A 23,687-nucleotide genomic window follows, 5' to 3' on the forward strand; every position below is an offset into this window, starting at 1 on the left:
TGAACTGTGTAAACTTTCTATATTTGCACTCGCAAAACAAAAGACCGGGTAGCTCAGTTGGTAGAGCATCTCCCTTTTAAGGAGAGGGTCCTGGGTTCGAGCCCCAGCCCGGTCACAAACAAAGCTTCTCGCTTGAGAGGCTTTTTCTTTGAAAACATTGGGGAGATTCCAGAGCGGCCAAATGGGACGGACTGTAACTCCGTTGTCTTTCGACTTCGCAGGTTCGAATCCTGCTCTCCCCACTTTTCAATGAATAAAAATTTTAATTAGGGGATAGATAAAAGACGTTTGGCAGGCAGATGATGTGGGTTGGGCGTTTTTTCATTTATGGTAACTTCTAATATTACTTACCTATATATTTTTATAAACTGAATTTAGAGTAACCCAATAGCTTTCGGGAAACTCTTAATTATTTAATTTAACGAGAAGAGAAAATCGGTTATTTTGGAATTGGTAGGGTGAAATGAAAAGTAGCTCCTTCACCTTCAATAGAACTTACCCAAATACTTCCATCGAACAAATCAATAATTTTCTTTACAATGGATAAACCAATTCCTGTCGAGTTATGGTGATCGTCAAGAGTTTCAAATATTCCAAATACTTTTTTATGATATTTTTTTGGAATTCCTTTTCCGTTATCACTTATTTGAAATTCCCAGAAGTCTTTCTTCGTTTTATAGGTTATGCTAACTTCTCCATTTTCATTATCTGCATATTTTACAGCATTACTTATCAAGTTTTGGAATAATTGGTGGAGTCTGAATTTATCGCCTTCAGCTACAGGCAACTTTTCTGGAATAACAACTTTTACATAATCAGGAATATGTATAGTGTCTAAAATAATATCTACTACCTCCTGCAAGTCAATGTCTTTTTTTGGATGTTCAATCTTATCAATACTGGCATACTTTAGAATTCCATTGATTAGATGATCCATCTTATCAATTTTCTTTAACAACAATTCGAAATTCTCTTTTATGTTCTCATCATCTGAAAGCTCTAAACAATCTTCTTTTAACCAGCTTACCAAAGCATTCATGCTTCTTAAAGGAGCTTTTAAGTCGTGTGAAACTACATGGGCAAAATCATTTAGTTCTTGATTACTTTTCTTTAAGTTTTTAAGAAGAGTTTCCTTTTCTTTTTGATTTGTTAGTCTTTCTGTAATATCTCTTAAAACACCTTGAGTGAAGGTAGGTTTTCCTTTTTCATCATATACGATACTCGGACTGATTTCAATCCATCTAATTTCGTTGTTCTTATCAAATACTCGCGCTTTATAATTTTTTATGACACCTTTTTGTAAAAGTTCAAAATATGTTTTTTTGGCATAAGGAACGTCTTCAGGAACCAATAACGATGTTACATTAAAAACTTCACTATCCATATCATATCCAAAAAACTCAGCTGCTGCATTATTCATTTTAACCACATTTCCATATAAATCCATTAATATATATGGGTCAACAATAGTTTTGAATAAACTTTCTAGTTGGATTTCTTTTTCGTTGATTACTTTTCGTATATTTTGATTAGCCTTTTGAAGTTCGAAGCTTCTTTCTTCTAGTTTTTTTTCAGCTTCAATTCGAGCTTTTTTTTCACGTTCTAAAGCTTTTTCTAATGTTTCGGTATTCTTAGTAATCACAGTATAAATCAATAAAATTTAACTGAATAGGTGAGTCTTATATTTAGAAAACTTACATTCTAATCAGTGGGGATTGTTTTAGGGTTTTGTAAATGTAGTAGAAAATAGTTTGTTTGAAAAGTTTAGGTGTTATTAATTTAGTAACTCATTATTAGTCCAATAATCTAACATTGTAGTTATATTTTTGGTGTAATCTTCAAAGCGAAGAGGTTTTATAATATAACCAGCAATACCTAATTCATAACAAGTTTTTAAATCTTCATACTTATCTGAACTAGACAAAATTACCGTAGGGATGAATTTTAATCTACTATCTGACTTCAAGATTTTTAAAAATTCAATACCATTCATCTTAGGCATATTTAGGTCCAAGAAAATTAAATCAGAAGTAGGGTTCTCTAATTTTGAAAGTGCATCTTCACCATTAACAGCTTCAATAACTGTAGGTTTGAAGTTGGTATTATTGCAAACTCTGGAAAATTTCATTCTTTCTACTTCATCATCGTCAATAAACAAAATGTTTAATCTCTTCACCATAATTAATCGTTCTAATTAATATCGGCTGTAAATTATAAAAAATAACCCCTGAATAGTTTGAAATTATGTAATTAGAAGTGGTGTTTAGATTAACGGACATTATCTATAGATGAACGTTTTTACTGATCTTTTCGTATATTTCGAAGCGAAACTGAATAATTATATGGAAGAAAATAAGAACGAAGAAATAGATAAATCTAAAGAAGCTGTTAAAAAGGATGCTAAAGGCTTGTTGCAGAGTGTAAGGACCTTCATGAACGAGCTTTTAGATTTTAGACATGATACTGATCAAGAGGCTACAATAGAAGCTATAAAAAATGACATACCTTTTAAAGGAGCTACCGCTTGGATTTTAATTTGTTCCATTTTTGTGGCATCTATTGGTTTAAATGCGAATTCAACGGCAGTAGTAATTGGAGCCATGTTAATTTCTCCTTTAATGGGACCAATTTTAGGTGTTGGAATGTCATTAGCGATTAATGATATTGATACTCTTAGAAAGTCTCTTATCAACTTAGCTACTATGATTGTTCTAAGTTTATTGACTGCATTTTTGTTCTTTTTCTTATTTCCCTTAAGAGAAGCTACTTCTGAACTTTTAGGAAGAGTTCAACCTGATATACGTGATGTGTTAATTGCCTTTTTTGGTGGGTTAGCATTAATCATAGCACGAACAAAGAAAGGAACTATCGCTTCTGTAATTTTTGGTGTTGCTATTGCTACTGCCTTAATGCCTCCTCTTTGTACAGCTGGTTATGGTTTGGCTATTGGTGAAATAGATTATTTCTTAGGTGCAATGTATTTGTTCACAATCAATGCTATTTTTATTGCACTAGCAACTTTTATTGTCCTTAAATTATTAGGGTTCACAATGATTCGTTACGTAAACTCTAAAAAAAGAAAAAGAATAGCTCAAATAGCTTCCGTTATAGCTCTTTTAGTTATGGTTCCTGCTGTCAAAACATTTATTAATGTGTACAGAGATACAGTAATAAAGGCAAGTTTTGATAAGTATATTCAAGTTGAGGTTAAAAGTAATGAAGAGCTATGGTTAAACGGAGAGCCTAAAAGGGATGATAAAAACAGACAGATAAGACTGAGGTTTAATGGAGAAATTTCTCCAGCTATTGAGACCAATTTAAAAATTAAGGTTAAAGATTATGATAGAATAAAGGATTATGAAGTTCTTGTTTTTGGAAATAAATCAAGAAGTATTGACGACTTATCTAAATCTTTAGAAAGGGCCTATAACAATTTAGATCAGAAAGATTATGTAATAAATGGGTTACAGGATAAAATAACTGAATTACAGAATCAAATTTCAGGTTTGACTAATACAATTGCTAAAGCGGATAAGAATAGTATTCCTTTTAGTACGATAGCTCGCGATGCAAAGATTAGATTTAATGATATTAATGAAATCAGCTTTTCTAAAGTTTTAACCACAAAAGATTTTATAAAAGTCGACACAATTCCAGAAGCTAGAGTTGTTTGGAACACAAAGTTAAAGGATGCTTATATAGCAAAGAAACAAGTAGAGTTGCAAAAATGGCTTCAGAAAGAAATGAAATTAGATACGTTGTATCTTAAAAAATAAATAATAAAAAAATCCCGCTAAATTTAGCGGGATTTTTTATTAACTCTTCTTGCATTGTTTTAAAACTTCTTTGGCTCTATCTTTACCATATTTCGGATAAAACTGAGGTAATTCTTCCACTGCAAATAACTCGATTGATTTTTCTACGTCTTTGCAATAAGGTTCTATTGGTTGATTGAAATATCTTGCGGCTCCCATATCCCATTCGGCTTTTCCTAAAACAACTCGAGGATTTTTTGGCGCTATTTTAAGAGCTTCGGCATAAATCATAGAGTTTTTTCCTGATAAAGTCATTCCGTATTTTTGACCGTCAAATGCAATATAAGCTGTGTTTAATAAAGCTTGATTTATCATTATTTCAGGGTTGTTAGGAGATAAACTTTTGGCAAGATCTAAATATTCTTGAGCCTTGATTAATTTACTATTCAATTTAGCTTCATCTTTAATTCCGAAACTTCCTAAAATTTCTAATGTTGCAACGTAGTATGGTGGTAGCCATTTTTCAGGTTCAGCTTTGGTAATTCGCTCGAATAACTGGCAAGCTTCAGTTGTTTTTTGTTGACTCCATAATTCAAAAGCTTTAGTCATCCCTTTCTCATATTTTGATTGAGCAACAATATTCGTAGATATTAAAACTATTATTAGTAAGACTATTTTTTTCATGATTTTTATTTTTAGTTGTTTAGTTCATTTTAATTTTCAACGAAACATCTCCTTTTACCGAAAACTTTGCGTCTTTGTATTTCGGAGGTCCCATAAATCCTTTCGCGTCGTTTGACATTCCAATTGGTTCTTTTGGAATACCAAAGATCCTTGTATCCATTTTTTTATTATCATTTTCATCATGGAATGCAGAAATAGCGTATTCTCCTTCCGGTATATTTGTGAAAACAGCGGTAGCTTTTTTATCTGTAATTTTTACAATTTCTCCTTTAATCGATTTCTTTAAGAAGTCTTTTTCTTTATCGTAAAGAGCTACGTATAAGTTTCCTTTATCAGATTCCATTCCGTGGAATTCAACAGTTATAGAGTGTGTTTCTTGTGCTGTGATTTCTTGTGCGAAACTGAAAAGAAATAAGCTTACTAATAAAATAATTCGTTGCATGTTTTTTAATTTTTAATTGTTCAAATATCTATTGTTTTCGGTTGATAACCTCAAAATTCTTACCGAATTGTTATTTTTTGTAACTGAATTGTTATTTAAGGTATCAATTAATTTTTTGTCTTATAAATTATCTAACTGATTACTTTTATTATCGTCACTAATTGACCAGAAAAATCCTACGAAAAAGAATTGATCGGCATTAGGTCGTAATGCTTGTCTTTCAAAAACTCCGTTAGCATTTGGTGTGTTTTTATAATCATAACCAAAAACGTTTTGAGTGGCTAAAACATTGTTTACAGAGAAGTACAATATTTTTTGTTGACTAATTAAGTAAGCTGCATTTATACTCACTGAATTGTAGTTTTTAGTTTTCTGATTAAGAAACCCTGTTGTGTTTGGGTTGGTATATGTTCTACCTGTAGCAAAACGATACGAAATTCCTAATTGAGTTTTCCAAGAATCTACCCAGTATTTCCCAACAACCGATAAGTTGTGTTTTGAAGCGAAATTTGGGGTAGCATCTGTTGGATAATTTCTGAAGTCACGTTCAGTATCTAAGTATGAATAAGAAACCCAATAATCTAAGCTTTTGATGGTTTTTCCATCTCTCCAAAACAAATCAATTCCTTTTGCATATCCATCACCAGTATTTGCGAAGTTAGAAACAGGTGTAGCTACTTCGCTATCAAATTTAACCAGATTACTATATTTTTTATAATATCCTTCAATTCTAAATTGCTGACGATCTTTAATGTATTGATAATTGGCAATATAGTGAGTTGCTTTTTCTGATGTTAAATTGTCGGCAAATTTTAAGTATTCGTTTCTCGGATTTTGATAAAACTCTCCGTAAGCCAATGAAAATTGATCATTCTTTCCAGCTTTGTAAGCTAATGAAACTCTTGGAGAAAACGTAAACTCGTTTGAGAATTCATTGTTTTCTAATCGAACTCCAATTTTAGTCGCTAATTCTTTTGAAAAGAAAATGTCAGCTTCTGTAAATACGCCAAAAATATTATTGTCAAAATTTAGGTTAAAACTATTTGAAGTTGAGCTTTGGGTGAAATCTTCATTAAAGTCAGTAATGAAATATTCTGCTCCAAAATTGAACTTTAACCTGCTTGAATATCTTTTTTGAGCTTTCACTTTAAAGTGAGCAGAGTTTTCTACATTGTTTACATTGTCGCTTTCTAAGTTGATATCAGAAGAGTCATTTGTGTAACCAATTCCTCCGGAAACTTTCCATCCATTTCCAAGTCTTTGTTTGTAAGACCCGTTGAAATATAGGTTAGTGTTTTCTAAACCAAATCTAAAACCATTATCAAAATTGATGTTTTCTTGAATAAGATCGAAGTTACTATAACTAAAAGCTCCATAAAGCTTTAATAAACCATCTTCGTTTGGTTGGTATCTGTAAACCATTTCTCCGCTTGCTCCTTCATAAGGTTCGTTCCATTGGTTTCTATCTGGAAAAGCATATTGATATGGAGCTAAATTGATGTAAGAAGTATTAATACTGAATGAATTCTTATCCCAAATTTGATTATTTCCAACGCCAACACCAACAGTCATGAATTGAATATCGGTTTTTTCTTGTGTTGGTTGATCAATTGTGTTTAATGCTAAAACACTTGAGAGTGCCTGTCCATATTCAGCTGAATAACCACCAGTAGAGAAAGACATTCCTTTAAAAAGAAAAGGAGAAAATCGACCTCTTGTTGGAATATTATTTCCGGTTGGAATAAAAGGGTTAAATACGCGAATCCCGTCAATAAAAATTTGTGTTTCTTCAGCATCTCCACCACGTACAAATAATCTACCATCTTCATCATTAGCAGAGGTTCCAGGTAACGTTTGAAATGCTCCAACAACATCTCCTAGTGCGCTTGCTGTGGTTACAATATCTAATGGTTTTAATGCCACAGCTCTGGCTTTTTCACCTGCATCAAAAGTTCCTGCATTAATAACTACTGCATCTAAAGTATTTACATCTTCTTTTAATTTGACTGAAATGTTTGTCAAGTTTTCAACTTTATCAGTTTTTATAAAAGTTTCGAATGAAACAAAAGATATTACTAATGTTTGCATATTTTCTTCTGTTGTAGTAAAAGAAAAATCTCCATTTTTATCAGAAGAAGTTCCATCATAAGTTCCTTCAAGATATACATTCGCTCCTTCAATTGGATTTCCTTTAGAGTCAATTACTTTTCCAGAAATGTTATGTTGAGAAAACGAATAAAAAGTACTAATTAATACTAATAAAGTAAAAAGTGGTTTCATGTTAATTGTTGTTTTATGCAACAAAAATCAATCAGATCTCTGCCTTTTCATAAAAAGAGATACCGAACTGTAAAAAAAATGAGATGAATTGTTTATTGAACAGGAATGTAAATAGTAAGATTACATAATTTCTTAGGATGCTCGTTGAAGTTGTTGTGATATTCATCGAATGGATCACGTGTATCGTCTACTTTAAATCCTTTGTCAAAAATCCAAACAAATATAGCTTCATATGTTTTTTTGAATTCATGCAAGCCTAAAGTAAAAGTTGCGCTTACATATTTTCCTCCTGAAATAGTTCTCGTATTTATTTCGGAAGTATCAATAGTAGTTTTTTCAAGACCAATACAAGCACTCATTTTTAATTTAGACTTTTCAGTTACTTTTGGACTGTCATGATAAACGGACATTATTTTTGGTTGTCCGTTCATTAATCCTTTAGGATAAGCCCATTTTAGCAGTTTTTCAAAAGCGATTCCAACATTATCAAATGCTCCAATATGAGGAACATATGCTACGGAAATGTCGTTAATTTTAATAACTTCTAAATTAGATGCTTTGTCGTCAATATATTTTACAAGATTTTTCATGTTGTAAATGTATTGTTCAAGTTCTGTTTCTATTTTCCCATTCTTGCTTTTCGTTTTACTAATCTTGCTAAATCTACTTTCTCGTTTGTTTTTAAATTCGGTAGGACTAATACCATAAAATTTTTTAAAAGTTCGAGAAAATAATGAAATGCTAGAGAAACCAGTTAAATCTGTGATTTCGGAAATGCTTTTATCGTCAGTATGTAAGAGAAAGTTAGCTGCTCTTTCTATTCTTTTTCTGACAATAAAATTATGAAAGGTTTCGCCAGTAATGGTTTTAAAGATTCTATGAAAATGATAAGGAGAAAGAAAAGCTTTTTGTGCTACTTCTTCTAATAAAAGTTTAGCATCATTGTGTTCTTCAATATATTGAATCGCATTATTCATTCTAACCGATAAATGGTTGCTCTTTTCATTCATTTCCATGTTAACAAATGTATGTGATTTAAAATGAACTCATATTTAAATCGTATTTTTACACAACAAAATTTGTACACATGTCGCACGATTTAAGTGATTACAGAAAGTCATACGAAAGAGGGGAGTTGTTAGAGCAAAACTGTCCTGAAAATCCAATAGAATTATTTCGTGATTGGTTTCTACTGGCAAATGATTCTGAAATGGTAGATGAAGCAAATGCTATGAGTATTTCCACTATAGGTTTTGATGGATTTCCAAAAACTAGAGTTGTTTTACTTAAAAAATACACGCATGAGGGTTTTATTTTTTATACAAATTATAACTCTGAAAAGGGAAAAGCGATTTTAGCAAATAGTAATGTTTGTTTATCGTTTTTCTGGGCTGGATTAGAGCGTCAAATCATTATTAAAGGAAAAGCAGAAAAGATAGCAGAGAATTTATCTGATGGATATTTTGAATCAAGACCTGATGGAAGTAAACTAGGAGCGTGGGCTTCAAATCAGAGTGAAGTTGTGGAAAATAAGCAAGTACTTCTTGATTCTTTGCAGAAGTATGAAAGTCAATTTAAAGGAGAAGAAATTCCGAGGCCGGATCACTGGGGAGGATTTATTGTGAAACCAGTAAGTATTGAGTTTTGGCAGGGTAGACCAAATCGATTACATGACAGAATTCGATATACTTTGTTAAAAGATTTTTCTTGGAAGCTTGAACGATTAGCTCCTTAATGCTATATTTGATAATCTTTTTTAGATTGAATGAAAACAATTTACATAGTTAGACACGCTAAGTCTTCTTGGAATTATTTGAGTGTAAAAGATCATGATAGACCTCTTAAGGAAAGAGGAATTAATGATGCACATCTTATTTCTAAATTTTTAGCTAAAACAGTGAATAGACCAGATGTGTTTATTTCAAGTAGTGCGAACAGGGCATTACATACGGGTATCATTTTTTGTGAGAATTTTGGGTATCCAATGGCAAACCTGAAAATTAGCAAGCAATTGTATAGTTTTAGTGATGGTTATCTAACAAAAACGGTGAAAGCTTTAGATGATGGTTTTGACAGTGCTATTATTTTTAGTCACGATCACGGAATTAATACTTTTGTAAATAAGTTCGGGAGTAAGCCTATAGCGCATGTTCCAACTTGCGGCGTAGTGGCAATTCAATTTAAAGACAAACATTGGAAGGATATTAAAAAAGGAACTACAATTTTGGTTGAGTTTCCGAAACACCATAAATAAAAACGAATTTCTTTTGGAAATAAAAAAATACGGGGCCATCGATATTGGTTCAAATGCAGTACGACTTTTAGTAGCGAACGTAATAGAGGAAAAGGGAAAAGAGACAAAATTCAAAAAGTCTTCCTTAGTTCGTGTTCCTATTCGATTAGGAGCTGATGCGTTTGTTACTGGAGAGATTTCCGAGAACAATATGAATCGCATGGTGGAAGCAATGAAGGCGTTTAGTTTATTGATGAAAGTTCATGGTGTGGAAAAATATAAGGCCTGTGCAACATCAGCAATGAGAGAAGCTGCAAATGGTGAGGAAATTGTTGAGAAAATTTATGAAGAATCAGGTATTCAAATTGATATTATTGACGGAGCAAAAGAAGCAGCAATAATATCGTCAACAGATTTGAAGTATTTAATAAATTCAGATGATACCTATTTGTATGTTGATGTTGGTGGAGGTAGTACGGAATTCACTTTATTTTCAAGAGGTAAAATTGTAAACTCTAAATCGTTTAAAATAGGTACAGTTCGTTTGATTAATAATTCGAAAGAAAAGAATAAAAAGATTTTCGCTAAAGTTCAAAATTGGATTGTTAAAAACACAAAAGGTTATAAAAGAATTTCATTGATTGGTTCTGGAGGAAACATCAATAAATTATTCAAAATGTCTGGTTTAGATTTAGGAAGGCCGATGTCATACATTTATTTGAATGCGCAATTTGAATTTTTAAAATCGATGACCTATGAAGAACGTATTTCTGAATTAAGTTTAAACCCAGACCGTGCCGATGTTATCATTCCCGCAACCAAAATTTATTTATCTGCTATGAAGTGGAGTGGGGCCAGAAGGATTTACGTTCCAAAAATAGGATTATCAGATGGAATTGTTAAAAGTTTGTACTTCAATACGATTTAGTTTTTTTTAGATACTAAACCACTTGGTTGTGTAGTGTGATACGCTATCATTTTTAAAGTATAAAAAGAGAAATTTCTTCTTAAAAAAACCTTTCTTTTTTATTTTGTACACCCAAACATTTTCTAAATGATTTTTATAACAAGAACCGAGTATTTTCTTGATATAAGATTTTTGTAAGTTAACTAGAGAATCCAAGTTTTTAGGTAACGTATTTGCAGTTTTTTCAATACTTGAGCTTGTCGATTGTAATACTTTTTCAAAAAGAGTAAAATTTTCAAGTTCCTCAGAGATTGTTTTTGATAACTGTTTTGAGTTGAATATAGTTTCTTTTTCTTCAGGAATTAAAGGTGTTTCTGATATAATTGGTTCTTTTGAAATAAGTTCGCTAGCAAGTTGTAAATAACATTTAGCGCCGTCGCAATTAATATCGAATTGTAATACACTTTTACCATAACCAGGAGCCTGTGTTATTTTTGTGTTTCTGTTTATAACAGTTTTAAAAACTAAGTCGCCAAAATAATTTCGTACGTAATTCACTACTTGATTAGAAAGATTTATTCTTTTATCATACATAGTGAGTAAAAAACCTTCAATTCTCAAATTAGGGTTTAATTTTTTCTGTGTGAAGCGAATTGTTTTTAAAAACTTGTGAAGTCCTTCTAGTGCATAGTAATCACATTGAACTGGTATAATAACAGAGTCGGAACTAGTTAATATGTCGAGGTTTTTAACTTTAAAAAAAGGAACACAATCAATTAATATATAATCATAAGATTTTTGAATCGATTGGAGTGCTTTATGGAATTTCGATGTTCCGTTAGTTTTTTTAAACAAGTTAAGGTCTTCAATAAAAGGTAATAAATCTACGTTTGGAGAATCTGTTTTTATGATATTATTTCTAATAACAGAAGTGAAATCCATAAATTCCAAAGAAGGATTGTTTAGCTTTTTAGAATCAAATCCGAATGAAATTGTAGCGTTCGCTAAAGGGTCAGTATCGATTACTAAAACTTTCTTTTCAAGAATTCCTAAAGCTGCCGATAAATTTACGCAGGTAGTAGTTTTACCAACGCCTCCTTTTTGGTTACAAATGGAGATGATTTTTCCCATTTTAATCGGAATTAAGTATAAATGTTTTCAGGGTTTATTTCTCCTAAATATAGTAAATTATTTGATAATGAGAAGGTTTTGTTTACTTTTTAAGCAAAGTGACTTTTTGAAAAGTTTTACCTAGTAAAAAGCGAATTCTTTTAATCGGTTATGGTTTTATTCAATCAACTCAAATAATGTTTTCCTTTTAAGTTCTTTATTATCAAAATAAAAATAGGTGTAAACAGTAAAGGTAGAATCTTTTACTATTGTTTCAGTAAATGATTTATAATACACTTGAATTGTATCCTTATCAGTTTCTTTAACAGAAATACCTAGCGAATCTGTTTTTTCTAATAACATAGAATTATACCAGAGCAGATCATCTGTAGAAGTATAAAAGTTGCCTTCTCCATATATTGTTTTTAGTTGCTTCATTTCTAATGAATCCAATTGAACGATAATTATGGTTTTTTCATACAATTCGAACTTTTCACGACTCGGTCCATTTGAAAACTGCAATTGATTTATGGATTTCTTTTCGTAAGTAGTTGAATCTACTTTAGCCTTTTTAGAAAGAGTAGTTTTATTTATTGATTCACTTTTTATTGATTTATGCTCCTCAGTAGCAAATTTACAGGAGGAGATAAAGCCTAATATAGTAAATATTATAATCTTTCTCAATGGAGTTATTTTGAAGTTTAAATCTAATTTAGATAGGATAAAGAAAAAATAAACCAGCTGATTTTATTTTTTATTGAAAACAAAAAAGCTTCAAGTTTCCTTGAAGCTTTTGCGGTGAAAGAGGGATTCGAACCCCCGGACCTGTTACAGTCAATGGTTTTCAAGACCACCGCATTCGACCACTCTGCCATTTCACCGGTCGACTCACGATTTCTCGTTTGCGGATGCAAATATAAGAACCTTTTTGAATTAAAGAAAAGAATTCTGTACTTTTTTACAATGTTTTTTTAGTTGAGTTTATAATTAGTTTATAATCAAAACAATGAGGATTTTGGTGTCAGTTGTTTTTTAATATTGTAGCTATGTTAAAGTACAGTTTATAGAGTACTTTTTGTATTTGACTATCGTATTTTATGTGGTTAAAAGAGTTTTGTTTTTATTGTAATTACTTAACTTCGTTTTTTTAAATTTTAAACCAAATTTATGTTTAATTCTTTCGGAAATATTTTAAAACTAACTTCATTCGGAGAATCTCACGGAATTGCAATTGGTGGTGTAATTGATGGTTTTCCTGCAGGTGTTGAAATCGACTTTGATGCTGTTCAGAAAGAATTAGATCGTCGTAAACCAGGGCAATCTAAAATTGTAACTCAACGTAAAGAACCAGATACTGTAGAGTTTTTATCTGGAATTTTTGAAGGGAAATCCACAGGCATGCCAATTGGTTTTGTAATTAAAAACACTAATCAAAAAAGTAAAGATTATAATCATAATACAAATGTTTATCGTCCTTCTCATGCTGATTATACTTATGATAAGAAGTATGGAATTCGCGATTATAGGGGAGGAGGAAGAACTTCTGCACGTGAAACAGCAAACTGGGTAGTTGCAGGAGCATTGGCAAAGCAATTATTAAGTCATATTCATATCAATGCATTTACGTCTTCTGTAGGTGATATTTATATGAATAAACCTTATCAAGATTTAGATTTTAAGAAAACAGAAAGTAATATAGTTCGTTGCCCCGATGAAGAGTCAGCAGAAAAAATGATTGCCAAAATTCAGGAAATTCGAAAAGCTGGAGATACAATAGGAGGAACTATCACTTGTGTTGCAAAAAATGTTCCTGTTGGTTTGGGAGAACCGATTTTTAATAAACTTCATGCTGAATTAGGAAAAGCAATGCTTTCAATAAATGCAGTAAAAGGTTTTGAGTTTGGAAGTGGGTTTTGTGGAGCAAAAATGAAAGGTTCTGAGCATAATGATATCTTTAATCCAGATGGTACTACACAATCAAATTTGTCCGGAGGAATACAAGGAGGAATTTCTAATGGAATGGATATTTATTTCAGAGTGGCTTTTAAACCAGTCGCTACTATTATGCGAAACCAAGATACTATTAATTCAGAAGGTGAAGCTACTGAAATTACAGGTAAAGGTCGTCATGATCCTTGTGTGGTTCCAAGAGCAGTGCCTATTGTTGAGGCGTTAACGGCTTTGGTTTTGGCAGATTTTTGGTTGATGAATAGAACTAGGAAAGCTTAAGGAAAAATCATATAAAAAAGAAACCCAGATGCTATTAAGTATCTGGGTTTTATAGTTTAACAAATGTGACTCTTAGTAAAGTGTTAACATTGCATTTTTATCGTTGTTATTGAACGTAATTGCTGGTCCACAAGATTGCATAATTGAGTTTGGATCAGAACCAGTTGGAGTTCCAGGAATGTAAATAGCACCTACACCAGCACTTCCTTCGTTTACATTTTGTCCACAGCTTTCACGAGTTTGGTAATCTGTATGACGGAAACCGATACAGTGACCAATTTCATGAGCCATAGTTCCAGCTAATTCGTTTACAGTTGGAGCTATCGATAACTCAAACCATCTACTGTTTATTCCAAAACCTTTAGCAGGATCTCCTTTTCTTGTAGGAAAACCAGCTGCTCTTCCTAAAGTAATGAATCCTCCACTTTCTAATTCATAAAATTCAGTAACTTCAATGTCAGCTTTGTTTTTACCTTTTAAACCGAAATTAACTCTTTGAAATGTTAATTGAGAACCTAAGTTATTGTACATGTTAATAGCAACATCAATTGCATTTGATCCTAAAGTTCCTAAATCAGGAGAAACACTAACGGTAATTGTTCTTGGTAACTTAGTTACCAGATTATTTGTTCTGTAGTGCTCTGTGTTAGGAATGTTTGATCCTTCACCTAATTCGTCTATTTGTGCAAATGTAAAGAACATGTCTTCAACAGCTACTCCTTCTTCTCCCATAAAGGTTGTTACTTTAGCTGAAGAAGTGTCAAAGTAAGCTGCTTGTAACTTAGCTGCAACTTCTGGAGATACATCTTCCTTAACTTCCTCTTGATTTTCATCAGAATTACATCCTACAAATAAAATTGTTGCAAATGCAAATAAACTCAAAAATAATTTTGTTTTTTTCATTGTATAAGGGCTTTTTGTTTGATTTTGATACAAATATACCTTTTTTGTTGATTATTATACAAAGAATGTTAAAAAAAATAAGTTTCTTTGTATTGAAAATATATGTGTAAATGAGGATTGTTTTTTTGTTTTTTTTAGGTGTTTCTCTTCTTTATAAAGTTTCTGCTCAAGTTGAATATCCTGATAGTATGGTAAAATTTTCACCTAAAAAAGTAAATACCAAATTTTCGGATAAAAGGTATTATTTGATACATAAAAAAAACTTAGTCAAAGCGACGAAAAAAATAGGTATAATTAAAAGATTGTCTGATGGTTATGTCATAATTAAGTTTGAAAACGGTCAAAATGTGTCTTCTTTTAAGGAAGGAATTTATGTGATTAATGATAGATGGAAGTTATCAAATAGTGTAAATAAAATTATAGACCATAAAATAAAAAAGAAAGTTTCACTCAGTATTCAAACTACTGACTGGAATCTTTTCTTATCAGAACTCCAAACTCTTGGAGTTAGCTTCAAGCTTCTAAAACATTATAATGATGTTGTTAATATCGAAGTAAATTCTCGTAACATTCAAAGAATTAGTGAATTATATACCTGCGTTTTTATAGATAAAGTTACATCTCCTAAGCCTGAAGCAATTCCATTTAATAAATTAGATCTGAGTGTTAATTCAATTCCTTTTTTAAGAACAAATTTTACTGATTTAACAGGTGAAAATATTAATATCTCTGTCAAAGAATTAGGTTTCGATACTGATGATATCGATTTTAGAAACAGAGTTGCAACTTATGGAAACGAATCACAAGATATTACAAGTCATGCAACGACGATGGCTTCAATAATAGGTGGAGCAGGAAATACTTCATCAAGTTCAAGAGGAGTAGCGTATGCTTGTATTTTATCGTCATCTGATTTTTCATCATTACTTCCTGATGAAGATTCTTTTTATAGTTCGAATTCCATTTTCGTTCAAAATCATTCTTATGGAACCGATATAGAGAGTTTTTACGGAACACAAGCAAAATCGTATGATGAAAGTGTAGTTAATAATCCTAATTTATTACATGTTTTTTCTTCGGGAAACGATGGTGAATTGACATCAATAGATGGAACTTATCAAGGATTGGAAGGGTACGCAAATTTGACGGGAAATTTTAAAATGGCTAAAAACGTATTAGTTGTTGGAGGATTGGATAAAGGTTTACAAGTTAATTCAAGAAGCTCAAAAGGTCCAGCTTATGATGGGAGAATAAAACCAGAATTGGTTGCTCATGGTCCAGAAGGGACATCAGATGCAGCGGCAATCGTATCTGGTATTTGTGGGTTATTACAGCAACAGTATAAAACTGAAACCGGAGAATATCCAAAAGCATCCTTGGTAAAATCTGTTTTAATTGCAGGAGCGGATGATGTTGGAGTCAAGGGAATTGACTTCCAGAGTGGGTATGGAAATGTTAATGCGGAGAAAAGTGCTGAAATTTTAAAGAATGATCAATACATAGTTGATGAGGTCTCTGATGCGCAGGTTAAAGAATTTACAATTAATGTTACTTCTCCGACCAAAGAATTGAAAATTGCTTTAGTTTGGAGTGATTTACCTGCGAATGCAGATGACGCCGTAGCATTGGTTAATGATATAGATTTAGAATTGGCCGGGAATTCTGGTACTTGGTTACCTTGGGTTTTGGATGCAAATCCATCAATAGAATCCTTAGAAAGCCTTGCCACTCGGAATGAAGACCATCTAAATAATATCGAATTGATAACACTTGAAAATCCGGAGCTAGGAAGTTATACCATTCGGGTAAAAGGAACCTCTATTATTGGAGCAAATCAAAGTTTCGCAGTTGCCTATTATTTCAATAAAAAAGATGAGTTTAAATGGACTTATCCAACAAAAAATGACGCATTTGTCTCGGAACGGCCTGAATTCGTTAGATGGAAGAACAGTTTTGATTCTCCAGTTGCATCTTTAGAGTATTCGGTTAATAGTAGTGATTGGTTTCCAGTAATTGATGCTACTAATTTATCTTCAAATTTATTTGAATGGAACGTGCCTAATGTAAGTGGGAAAGCTCAGTTAAGAGCTTCAGTTAATGGAATATATTACGTTTCAGATACTTTTAGTGTTTCTCCTGTAATAGTTCCGAAAGTTGATTTTAATTGCGATGATAGCGTTCAATTTTCATGGAGTGAAATACCGAATGCAACGGCATACGAAGTTTCTATTTTGGGAGAGAAGTATTTGATACCATACGAAAGTCAAACCCAATTAAATATTGAAATTCCAAAAGTTAGTTTAGAGGAACCATTCGTTTCAGTTGCACCAGTTTTTAATTCGTTAAAAGGAAAACAAGGTCAAACGATTGATTACACTCTTCAAGGAGTAAATTGTTATTATAGAAACTTCTTTGCTTTTTTGAATGATAATGATGTAGTCGATGCTAGTTTAAATTTAAGTACGCTATCAAATGTTAGCAAAGTATTATTTGAGAGAATTTCTAATGGTGAAGCATCGGTTATTGACGAGATTAACTTACCTAACGTTGAGGAACTCTCTGTAAGTGATAATGATGTTCCTGGAGGAGAGTTGGTTTATCGAGCCAGAATTATTTTAAACGACGGTACTGAAATACTAACGGATGAGGTTGAAATTGATTTTCCCTTTGAAAATTCATTGACAATTTATCCGAATCCAGTAAAAGCCTCAGAAGGATTATTTGTTTTTTCAAGAGGTAACGACTTAAGTCTGCAAATAATTGATACTGCAGGAAGGGTTATGTATTCTAACGTTATAAATAAGGTGAGACAAACATTACCAATTCCAAATTTGAATTCAGGTTTGTACTTTGTTCAAATTTCCAATAATGGTAAATTCTTGGCTGCTAAGAAAATTATTGTAGTTGGAGATTAAATAATGCAACTTAGAATAAGTCTTTGTATCAGTAATGAATTTCTTTTAATAATCTTTTCTTTTACAAAATTATCAGTGCTTAAACCTATTTAAGATGCACTAAACGGATATAGAGTTTGTAATCTATTGCTAGGATATTTTTTAAATGATAAAATTAGGTTTTTCGTAGGTTAAACTAATAATAGAATAATCAATAACCAATTCTATTTGTAACTAATAGGAGTTGTTAGGAGATGTATAATAAAAGAACTCGGAGTGAAAGCTCCGAGTTCTTTTATAAATATTATTGAATCAAGTTACACTAACATAGTAACTGGATTTTCGATAAACGTTTTTAATGTTTGTAAGAATTGAGCACCAACAGCACCATCAACAGTTCTGTGGTCACAAGCTAATGTTAACATCATTGTGTTTCCAACAACAATTTGTCCGTCTTTAACTACAGGTTTTTGAACAATAGCTCCAACAGATAAAATTGCTGAATTTGGTTGGTTTATAATTGAAGTAAAACTTTCAATTCCAAACATTCCAAGGTTAGAAACTGTAAAAGTACTTCCTTGCATTTCGTCTGGTTTAATTTTCTTACTTCTTGCTTTACCAGCTAAATCCTTAACGGATGCTCCAATTTGAGTTAATGTCATAGCATCAGTATGCTTAACTACAGGAACAACTAATCCTTCATCAACAGCTACAGCAACACCAACATGAATATGACTGTGGTATTTAGTAGTATTATCTGTCCAAGAAGTATTTACTTGTGGATGTTTTCTTAATGCCATTGCACAAGCTTTCACAACCATATCGTTAAAAGAAACTTTTACATCAGGAATAGCATTAATAGTTTTACGAGAAGCAATTGCATTATCCATATCTACTTCAATATTTAAGTAGAAGTGAGGTGCAGAGAATTTAGAGTTACCTAAACTTCTTGCGATTGCTTTACGCATTTGAGAATTTTTAACTTCTTCGGTTTTCTCTTCTCCCGCAATAGCAAAGTTCATTACAGCAGCAGGTGCACTTCCACTTTGAGAAACAGGAGCTGGAGTTTCAACTTTCGCAGCTGGAGTGTAATTTTCTACATCCTTCTTTACAATTCTTCCATTTTCACCAGAACCTTTAACGTCAGCCAAATTAATTCCTTTGTCTTTAGCAATTTTCTTAGCTAAAGGCGAAGCAAAAATTCTTCCTCCAGAGTTAGAAATAGTTGTGTTACCTACAGTTTCTTGAGCAGCAGCAGCAGCTTTTTCAGCAGGCTTTGATTCTGTTGCTTTCTCTTCACTGGGTGTAGCAGTAGCTACTCCGCCATTTTTATGAGCTTCAATAACAGCGCTTACATCAGTACCTTCTTTACCAATAACAGCTAATAAGCTATCAACCGGAGCACTTTCTCCTTCGTTGATTCCGATATATAATAGGGTTCCTTCATAAAAAGATTCGAACTCCATTGTAGCTTTATCAGTTTCAATTTCCGCTAAAATATCTCCTTCTTCAACTTTATCTCCAACATTTTTCAACCAAGAAGCTACTGTACCTTCAGCCATAGTATCACTAAGTCTAGGCATAGTTACAACTTGAACTCCATCTGGAATAGAAACAGAAGTGTTACTTGAAGTGTTTTCTTCTTTTTTTGATTCTTCTTTAGGTTCTTCCTTTTTTGGTGCGTCAGAAGCACTTTGATTTAAAAGTGCAGAAAAGTCCTCTCCTTCTTCACCAATAATAGCTAATAAAGTATCTACTGGAGCTCCTTCTCCTTCGTTAACTCCAATATGTAATAAAGTACCTTCATGGAAAGATTCAAATTCCATGGTAGCTTTATCAGTTTCAATTTCCGCTAAAATATCTCCTTCTTCAACTTTATCTCCAACTTTTTTCAACCAAGAAGCTACTACTCCTTCTTCCATCGTGTCGCTTAAGCGAGGCATATTAATTACTGTTGCCATTTTTACTTAGTTTTCGTGGTTATTTATTTGATAAAAGGATAATCTTCTTGTTCGTAAACAACATCGTGCAGAATATTTAAGTCTGGGAATGGAGAGTCTTCTGCGAATTTTTCACATTCCTTCACCATGTCTTTTACCTCTTTATTAATAGCCTCAATCTCATCATCACTAGCATATTTTTTATCCTTAATGATGTCTAATACTTGAGTGATTGGGTCTATTTTCTTGTATTCTTCAACTTCGTCTTTGGTACGATAGTGTTGGGCATCAGACATTGAGTGTCCTCTGTATCGGTACGTTTTCATTTCTAAGAATGTTGGTCCGTCACCTTTTCTTGCTCTTTGAATAGCTTCATCAACAGCTTCTGCAACTTTTACAGGATTCATTCCATCTACAGGTCCACATGGCATTTCATACCCTAGTCCTAATTTCCAGATATCTTCGTGGTTCGCAGTTCTTTCAACAGATGTTCCCATTGCATAACCGTTATTTTCACAAATAAAAATAACAGGTAATTTCCAGTTCATTGCCATGTTAAAAGTTTCATGTAAAGAACCTTGACGAGCAGCACCATCACCAAAGTAACATAAAGTAACTGCATCACTATTGTGGTATTTGTCACCAAAAGCAATTCCTGCTCCTAATGGAATTTGACCACCTACAATTCCGTGACCTCCGTAAAAACGAAACTCTTTTGAGAAGATGTGCATAGAACCTCCAAGACCTTGTGAAGTTCCTGTAGCTTTTCCATACAATTCTGCCATAACTCTTTTTGGATCTACACCCATTCCGATAGGTTGTACGTGATTACGATAAGCAGTAATCATCTTGTCTTTTGTAAGATCCATTGCGTGTAAAGCACCTGCTAATACTGCTTCTTGACCGTTGTATAAGTGTAAGAAACCTCTTACTTTTTGTTGTATATAAACTGCGGCAAGTTTGTCCTCAAACTTTCTCCAAAAAAGCATATCTCTATACCAGTTGATATAAGTTTCTTTAGTGACTTTTTTCATTCTGAATTGTTGTTTGTTTTTTTTATGCTTACTAAAAATGCAAGAACAAAAATAACGGTTTTTTACAGAATAAAAAACGCATTAACTATGATTTATCTCAAACGATTGCGTAGGGTTATTTATTCTTAGCGACAATAAGTGTGGCTTTAGCTCCTGTAGCTAGATTCCATTCATTAGAGGAGAGTAGCATTCCTGCATCATTATAAACTTTAAAAGCTGCAGTATTTGGACCTGAAGTTCCTTGGTTTAGTGCTACAATCTTAATTCGATTAACTCCTTCTTCTAGTGGAATATTAAACGATTGGTAGCGTTGTTTTAAAGTAAGATTGGTAACAACAGGAATGTCGTTAACGTATATGGTTACTCGATCTCCATCTGGATATTGAAAGTCTCTACAAATAATGTTAACGCTTTTTGAGTCTGTACTAATACTTCCTAAGTCTTGATCTATAACTGGATAGTTATACATACCATTGATTTTTTGGAAGTTTTTTAAATAACGTTCTTCTGCTACTCTGGCTTTTGTTAGAATTCCTTTATTCTTTAAATCTTCTTCTGCTTTTTGTTGTTGCTTCTTCTTTTCTAGTTTTTTATTGGCATTTTTAAATCCATTATCATCTCCAAAGTTTAAAGATTTTGGTTTTTTTATTTCTTTAGCAGGAGCTTCAAAAGTTCCTATTGTCTTTCCTTTTACAGAACCTCCTTTGGAGTTGTCAATCTGTCCAAAACCAACAAAACATGATAGAAGAAAAATAATCGATAAAGGTTTCAAAAAATATTGCATCATATAACAATTATGAACAAATATAGTGCCGTTTGACTTTTTAAGTCGATTTAAAATGTTAATTCTTACTTAATAGGAAAGTCAAAATAGGTTTTTGGAAAAGGTTCATTGTTTAATGTAAAATGCCACCATTCATTTTTATAAGGTCTAAATCCATTTGACAGCATTACTTTACGTAATAAATATCTATTTGCTTTTTGAATTTTGGTGAGGTTGTCATAATTCACATGAGAGACTTTACCAAAAAAGTCGTAAGGACTTCCCATATCAAGTTCAGTATCTGTAGCTATGTGAACAATTGTTAAATCAACAGAACTTCCTCGAGAATGACCTGATTTTGTTGCGATATATCCGAGTTTAAAGAGATTCCTTTTATTTAAATATGGATAATATTGATTTTTAGTTAATGTGTCATTGGGTAGACGAGCCCATCGCACAAAATGATTAACCGCCGTTTGAGGACGATAAGCATCGAATATTTTTAAACTTAATCCTTTTTTGAGTAATTCCTGTTGAACTTTAGCTAAGGCTTTAGCTGTTTTCGTAGATGTAATTAAAACAGGTTCTTCATACCCATCAACAGGAACTCCCATGAAATTATTGTGAGAACAATACCTTAATTCCATTTGAATTGTTGGAGCAAAATCTTTAACATAAGAAAAGCCTTTTGGTAGTTCTTGTGAATTACCAAAAAAGACCCAATTAAATGCGATAATCAAAAAAATATATTTCTTCATGAAGGTAAAAATAAAGAAATGGATTGAAAGTTACATTTGAGTATCGTAAACCTGTGGGAATTGATTCGGAATATCATCATCATTTTCTCCTAAGTTTTGTCTAAGGTCAATTTCAATTCCTCTGGCAATTGTTGAAATAGGAACATCATTTGCTGAACCTTCAAACGGGTTTTCTCCTGTTCTACCAATTCTTTCCATCGTATGGAAAATCCATGCAACAATTATATAAAAAGGTATAGATAACCAGATAAATAATTTACCTATTAGAGGAAGAGTTTTACTAATTTCATTTCCTATTTCTGAAAATTGAGGAACTAAAGCTATTGGTAAGAGTAATACGAATAACCACATAAAATAGTGGTTTAGAGAAGCAAAATGTCTCGGATATGGAAAGTTTTTAATTCTTTCTGATTTGCCTTGCAATGTGAATAGCTCTTCTAAAACATTTTCCAATTCTAGAAAGGAGAATTCCCATATTTTTCCTTGGTTTTTTAATTGTTTTAAGTGATGCGATTGCAAATAGAGAAGTGCAGTTTGTTTATTGTTTTTGGTTAAAGTGTATGCCAAATCTTCTTTATTTAAATAAGGCTTTAAATCATCTTCCAAAGAAATACTCCATTCTGGAGGAGCTACTATGCGAGTCCATTCTTTATTTGATTTCTCTTCAATTACAGTTTCCCAACTTTTTTTGGTTCTCATAGAATGTCTCAAAGCGGTCATCCAAGCGATATGTCTGTAAGTAAGAACCTTTATGTCGTTGTTCAATTCCTCATCAGAGTATTTGTTTCTAGAATGTTCATTTCCGATCATATCTTGAACAAACATTCCAAAGGTTCTTGATGTATTAACGATACCTCCCCAAATTTTTCTTGCTTCCCAAATACGTCCATATGCCGAATTATTTTGAAAACCAGTAACAAATGCAACAGCAGTACCAATTAAAGCAAGTGGAGTCCATGGGATTTTGAACCATTGAATGTTGAAAAAGTAATATATACTTACAATAATAACAATGAAAATAAAGAAAAAAAGTGTCTCGAAGCGAGTCCACTTTGCCATATCTTTTGCCTTAAAAACCTTTTTTGTATACATGTTGAAACAGAATTCTTTAGTACGGTAATTTAAACAAAAACGAATGAAAAGAAAAAGCCAAAGCTCATTGAGCTTTGGCTAAGTAAACCAAGTATTAGTTTAGAAGTTAGCTAACTAGTAAACTAATTTTTTAATGTAGGCTAATTACTCTCGTAATTACCCACTTATTTTTTTCTTTCTTCCACAAAGTTATAAATCTACTCGGAATTGATTTCTGGTTAGGTTCTAATTTATTAAAGAATTTGTGATATCCCATTTGTACCACACCATAACCAGGAATGCTATGGACTTCTGTGCTTCCTTTAATTAAGGTTCGAGTTACTTTGTTACAGATATTTTTTTTAAGCGAAGCAAGAATCTCTTTTTTTGAGGTTGATACTCCACCGTTATCATGATAAAATTCAATGTCTTCACTCAATAGTTCTTCTTGAGTCTTCATGTCGCAATTATTATAGGCGTCAAAAAAAAGCTGATCCATTTTAATAATTTCTTCGTGAAGTTTTAGGTCTTTCGGTTTGTAAGGTTCTATTTCGTTTACCTGTGCCTGAGTAAATAGAGACGTAAGTAAAGACCATAGGAATATGATAATTTTCCAGAATAGGTTTCCGTCAAAAAAGAAGTCGGTTAGTTGTTTCATAGTTTTTCAATGTGTTTTTCAGCGTG

At 32.2% G+C, this 23,687-nt stretch carries 21 protein-coding genes and 3 tRNA genes; 8 read left to right on the forward strand and 16 right to left on the reverse strand.

Annotated features, from left to right (window positions below; genetic code table 11):
• Positions 1-42: 42 nt before the first annotated feature.
• A tRNA-Lys gene (locus ACOSP6_RS10100) sits at positions 43-115 on the forward strand.
• Positions 116-159: 44 nt separating this feature from the next.
• A tRNA-Tyr gene (locus ACOSP6_RS10105) sits at positions 160-242 on the forward strand.
• Between the two features lie 197 nt (positions 243-439).
• On the opposite strand, the gene ACOSP6_RS10110 is transcribed toward ACOSP6_RS10105, so the two are convergent.
• Positions 440-1,642 (reverse strand): sensor histidine kinase, encoded by a 1,203-nt coding sequence (locus ACOSP6_RS10110; RefSeq protein WP_422092804.1) that lies wholly within the window; start codon positions 1,640-1,642, stop codon positions 440-442.
• Between the two features lie 132 nt (positions 1,643-1,774).
• Positions 1,775-2,179 (reverse strand): response regulator, encoded by a 405-nt coding sequence (locus ACOSP6_RS10115; RefSeq protein WP_422092803.1) that lies wholly within the window; start codon positions 2,177-2,179, stop codon positions 1,775-1,777.
• A 109-nt stretch (positions 2,180-2,288) separates the two neighbouring features.
• Here ACOSP6_RS10115 and ACOSP6_RS10120 point away from each other — a divergent pair, with 109 nt between their 5' ends.
• Complete coding sequence (locus ACOSP6_RS10120) at positions 2,289-3,776, forward strand: DUF389 domain-containing protein (RefSeq protein ID WP_422092802.1); 1,488 nt, start codon at positions 2,289-2,291, stop codon at positions 3,774-3,776.
• Positions 3,777-3,815: 39 nt separating this feature from the next.
• Here ACOSP6_RS10120 and ACOSP6_RS10125 read toward each other — a convergent pair whose 3' ends face one another.
• The 4 genes from ACOSP6_RS10125 to ACOSP6_RS10140 form a co-directional block, all read right to left on the reverse strand.
• Positions 3,816-4,439, reverse strand: coding sequence for a hypothetical protein (locus ACOSP6_RS10125; RefSeq protein WP_422092801.1), 624 nt, complete (start codon positions 4,437-4,439; stop codon positions 3,816-3,818).
• A gap of 19 nt (positions 4,440-4,458) precedes the next feature.
• Entirely contained in the window at positions 4,459-4,881 is a 423-nt protein-coding gene (locus ACOSP6_RS10130; protein ID WP_422092800.1) for a DUF2141 domain-containing protein, read from the reverse strand.
• Positions 4,882-5,001: 120 nt separating this feature from the next.
• Entirely contained in the window at positions 5,002-7,161 is a 2,160-nt protein-coding gene (locus ACOSP6_RS10135) for a TonB-dependent receptor (RefSeq protein ID WP_422092799.1), read from the reverse strand.
• A 92-nt stretch (positions 7,162-7,253) separates the two neighbouring features.
• Positions 7,254-8,177: an AraC family transcriptional regulator gene (locus tag ACOSP6_RS10140; protein ID WP_422092798.1), complete on the reverse strand. Its 924-nt coding sequence runs from the start codon at positions 8,175-8,177 to the stop codon at positions 7,254-7,256.
• A 71-nt stretch (positions 8,178-8,248) separates the two neighbouring features.
• On the opposite strand from ACOSP6_RS10140, the gene pdxH reads away from it, so the two are divergent.
• Genes pdxH through ACOSP6_RS10155 form a run of 3 tightly spaced genes read left to right on the forward strand, consistent with a single transcriptional unit; the run spans position 8,249 to position 10,322 of the window.
• Positions 8,249-8,896 (forward strand): pyridoxamine 5'-phosphate oxidase, encoded by a 648-nt coding sequence (gene pdxH, locus ACOSP6_RS10145; protein WP_422092797.1) that lies wholly within the window; start codon positions 8,249-8,251, stop codon positions 8,894-8,896.
• 30 nt (positions 8,897-8,926) lie between these two features.
• Positions 8,927-9,415: a SixA phosphatase family protein gene (locus tag ACOSP6_RS10150; RefSeq protein WP_422092796.1), complete on the forward strand. Its 489-nt coding sequence runs from the start codon at positions 8,927-8,929 to the stop codon at positions 9,413-9,415.
• 13 nt (positions 9,416-9,428) lie between these two features.
• Positions 9,429-10,322: a Ppx/GppA phosphatase family protein gene (locus tag ACOSP6_RS10155; RefSeq protein ID WP_422092795.1), complete on the forward strand. Its 894-nt coding sequence runs from the start codon at positions 9,429-9,431 to the stop codon at positions 10,320-10,322.
• Positions 10,323-10,328: 6 nt separating this feature from the next.
• Here ACOSP6_RS10155 and ACOSP6_RS10160 read toward each other — a convergent pair whose 3' ends face one another.
• The 3 genes from ACOSP6_RS10160 to ACOSP6_RS10170 form a co-directional block, all read right to left on the reverse strand.
• The gene (locus tag ACOSP6_RS10160) at positions 10,329-11,432 is read right to left on the reverse strand and encodes a ParA family protein (protein WP_422092794.1); all 1,104 of its coding nucleotides are present in this window, start codon (positions 11,430-11,432) and stop codon (positions 10,329-10,331) included.
• A gap of 156 nt (positions 11,433-11,588) precedes the next feature.
• The gene (locus ACOSP6_RS10165) at positions 11,589-12,095 is read right to left on the reverse strand and encodes a hypothetical protein (protein ID WP_422092793.1); all 507 of its coding nucleotides are present in this window, start codon (positions 12,093-12,095) and stop codon (positions 11,589-11,591) included.
• A 112-nt stretch (positions 12,096-12,207) separates the two neighbouring features.
• Positions 12,208-12,292, reverse strand: a tRNA-Ser gene (locus tag ACOSP6_RS10170).
• Positions 12,293-12,578: 286 nt separating this feature from the next.
• Here ACOSP6_RS10170 and aroC point away from each other — a divergent pair.
• Complete coding sequence (gene aroC / locus ACOSP6_RS10175) at positions 12,579-13,640, forward strand: chorismate synthase (protein WP_422092792.1); 1,062 nt, start codon at positions 12,579-12,581, stop codon at positions 13,638-13,640.
• Positions 13,641-13,712: 72 nt separating this feature from the next.
• Here the strand turns inward: aroC and ACOSP6_RS10180 are convergent, their stop codons facing one another.
• Positions 13,713-14,543 (reverse strand): M57 family metalloprotease, encoded by an 831-nt coding sequence (locus tag ACOSP6_RS10180; RefSeq protein ID WP_422092791.1) that lies wholly within the window; start codon positions 14,541-14,543, stop codon positions 13,713-13,715.
• Between the two features lie 110 nt (positions 14,544-14,653).
• Here ACOSP6_RS10180 and ACOSP6_RS10185 point away from each other — a divergent pair, with 110 nt between their 5' ends.
• Complete coding sequence (locus tag ACOSP6_RS10185) at positions 14,654-17,458, forward strand: S8 family serine peptidase (protein WP_422092790.1); 2,805 nt, start codon at positions 14,654-14,656, stop codon at positions 17,456-17,458.
• Positions 17,459-17,754: 296 nt separating this feature from the next.
• On the opposite strand, the gene ACOSP6_RS10190 is transcribed toward ACOSP6_RS10185, so the two are convergent.
• The 6 genes from ACOSP6_RS10190 to ACOSP6_RS10215 form a co-directional block, all read right to left on the reverse strand.
• The gene (locus ACOSP6_RS10190; protein ID WP_422092789.1) at positions 17,755-19,398 is read right to left on the reverse strand and encodes a pyruvate dehydrogenase complex dihydrolipoamide acetyltransferase; all 1,644 of its coding nucleotides are present in this window, start codon (positions 19,396-19,398) and stop codon (positions 17,755-17,757) included.
• A 23-nt stretch (positions 19,399-19,421) separates the two neighbouring features.
• Positions 19,422-20,411, reverse strand: a complete 990-nt coding sequence (pdhA, locus tag ACOSP6_RS10195; protein ID WP_422092788.1) for a pyruvate dehydrogenase (acetyl-transferring) E1 component subunit alpha — start codon at positions 20,409-20,411, stop codon at positions 19,422-19,424.
• Between the two features lie 115 nt (positions 20,412-20,526).
• Complete coding sequence (locus tag ACOSP6_RS10200) at positions 20,527-21,198, reverse strand: hypothetical protein (RefSeq protein WP_422092787.1); 672 nt, start codon at positions 21,196-21,198, stop codon at positions 20,527-20,529.
• A gap of 62 nt (positions 21,199-21,260) precedes the next feature.
• Entirely contained in the window at positions 21,261-21,932 is a 672-nt protein-coding gene (locus tag ACOSP6_RS10205; protein ID WP_422092786.1) for a M15 family metallopeptidase, read from the reverse strand.
• 30 nt (positions 21,933-21,962) lie between these two features.
• Positions 21,963-23,024: a bestrophin family protein gene (locus tag ACOSP6_RS10210; protein ID WP_422092785.1), complete on the reverse strand. Its 1,062-nt coding sequence runs from the start codon at positions 23,022-23,024 to the stop codon at positions 21,963-21,965.
• A gap of 130 nt (positions 23,025-23,154) precedes the next feature.
• Entirely contained in the window at positions 23,155-23,661 is a 507-nt protein-coding gene (locus ACOSP6_RS10215; protein WP_422092784.1) for a nuclear transport factor 2 family protein, read from the reverse strand.
• Positions 23,662-23,687 lie beyond the last annotated feature (26 nt).

Source organism: Tenacibaculum sp. MEBiC06402 (assembly GCF_049239625.1).
Classification (GTDB): Bacteria; Bacteroidota; Bacteroidia; order Flavobacteriales; family Flavobacteriaceae; genus Polaribacter.

What these genes read in the sequence shown, in the direction of transcription:
- ACOSP6_RS10115 (WP_422092803.1), bottom strand. Translation starts at nt 2,179, where the DNA reads ATGGTGAAGAGATTAAACATTTTGTTTATTGACGATGATGAAGTAGAA.
- ACOSP6_RS10120 (WP_422092802.1), top strand. Translation starts at nt 2,289, where the DNA reads ATGAACGTTTTTACTGATCTTTTCGTATATTTCGAAGCGAAACTGAAT.
- ACOSP6_RS10125 (WP_422092801.1), bottom strand. Translation starts at nt 4,439, where the DNA reads ATGAAAAAAATAGTCTTACTAATAATAGTTTTAATATCTACGAATATT.
- ACOSP6_RS10130 (WP_422092800.1), bottom strand. Translation starts at nt 4,881, where the DNA reads ATGCAACGAATTATTTTATTAGTAAGCTTATTTCTTTTCAGTTTCGCA.
- ACOSP6_RS10135 (WP_422092799.1), bottom strand. Translation starts at nt 7,161, where the DNA reads ATGAAACCACTTTTTACTTTATTAGTATTAATTAGTACTTTTTATTCG.
- ACOSP6_RS10140 (WP_422092798.1), bottom strand. Translation starts at nt 8,177, where the DNA reads ATGGAAATGAATGAAAAGAGCAACCATTTATCGGTTAGAATGAATAAT.
- pdxH (WP_422092797.1), top strand. Translation starts at nt 8,249, where the DNA reads ATGTCGCACGATTTAAGTGATTACAGAAAGTCATACGAAAGAGGGGAG.
- ACOSP6_RS10150 (WP_422092796.1), top strand. Translation starts at nt 8,927, where the DNA reads ATGAAAACAATTTACATAGTTAGACACGCTAAGTCTTCTTGGAATTAT.
- ACOSP6_RS10160 (WP_422092794.1), bottom strand. Translation starts at nt 11,432, where the DNA reads ATGGGAAAAATCATCTCCATTTGTAACCAAAAAGGAGGCGTTGGTAAA.
- aroC (WP_422092792.1), top strand. Translation starts at nt 12,579, where the DNA reads ATGTTTAATTCTTTCGGAAATATTTTAAAACTAACTTCATTCGGAGAA.
- ACOSP6_RS10180 (WP_422092791.1), bottom strand. Translation starts at nt 14,543, where the DNA reads ATGAAAAAAACAAAATTATTTTTGAGTTTATTTGCATTTGCAACAATT.
- ACOSP6_RS10185 (WP_422092790.1), top strand. Translation starts at nt 14,654, where the DNA reads ATGAGGATTGTTTTTTTGTTTTTTTTAGGTGTTTCTCTTCTTTATAAA.
- ACOSP6_RS10190 (WP_422092789.1), bottom strand. Translation starts at nt 19,398, where the DNA reads ATGGCAACAGTAATTAATATGCCTCGCTTAAGCGACACGATGGAAGAA.
- pdhA (WP_422092788.1), bottom strand. Translation starts at nt 20,411, where the DNA reads ATGAAAAAAGTCACTAAAGAAACTTATATCAACTGGTATAGAGATATG.
- ACOSP6_RS10200 (WP_422092787.1), bottom strand. Translation starts at nt 21,198, where the DNA reads ATGATGCAATATTTTTTGAAACCTTTATCGATTATTTTTCTTCTATCA.
- ACOSP6_RS10205 (WP_422092786.1), bottom strand. Translation starts at nt 21,932, where the DNA reads ATGAAGAAATATATTTTTTTGATTATCGCATTTAATTGGGTCTTTTTT.
- ACOSP6_RS10210 (WP_422092785.1), bottom strand. Translation starts at nt 23,024, where the DNA reads ATGTATACAAAAAAGGTTTTTAAGGCAAAAGATATGGCAAAGTGGACT.
- ACOSP6_RS10215 (WP_422092784.1), bottom strand. Translation starts at nt 23,661, where the DNA reads ATGAAACAACTAACCGACTTCTTTTTTGACGGAAACCTATTCTGGAAA.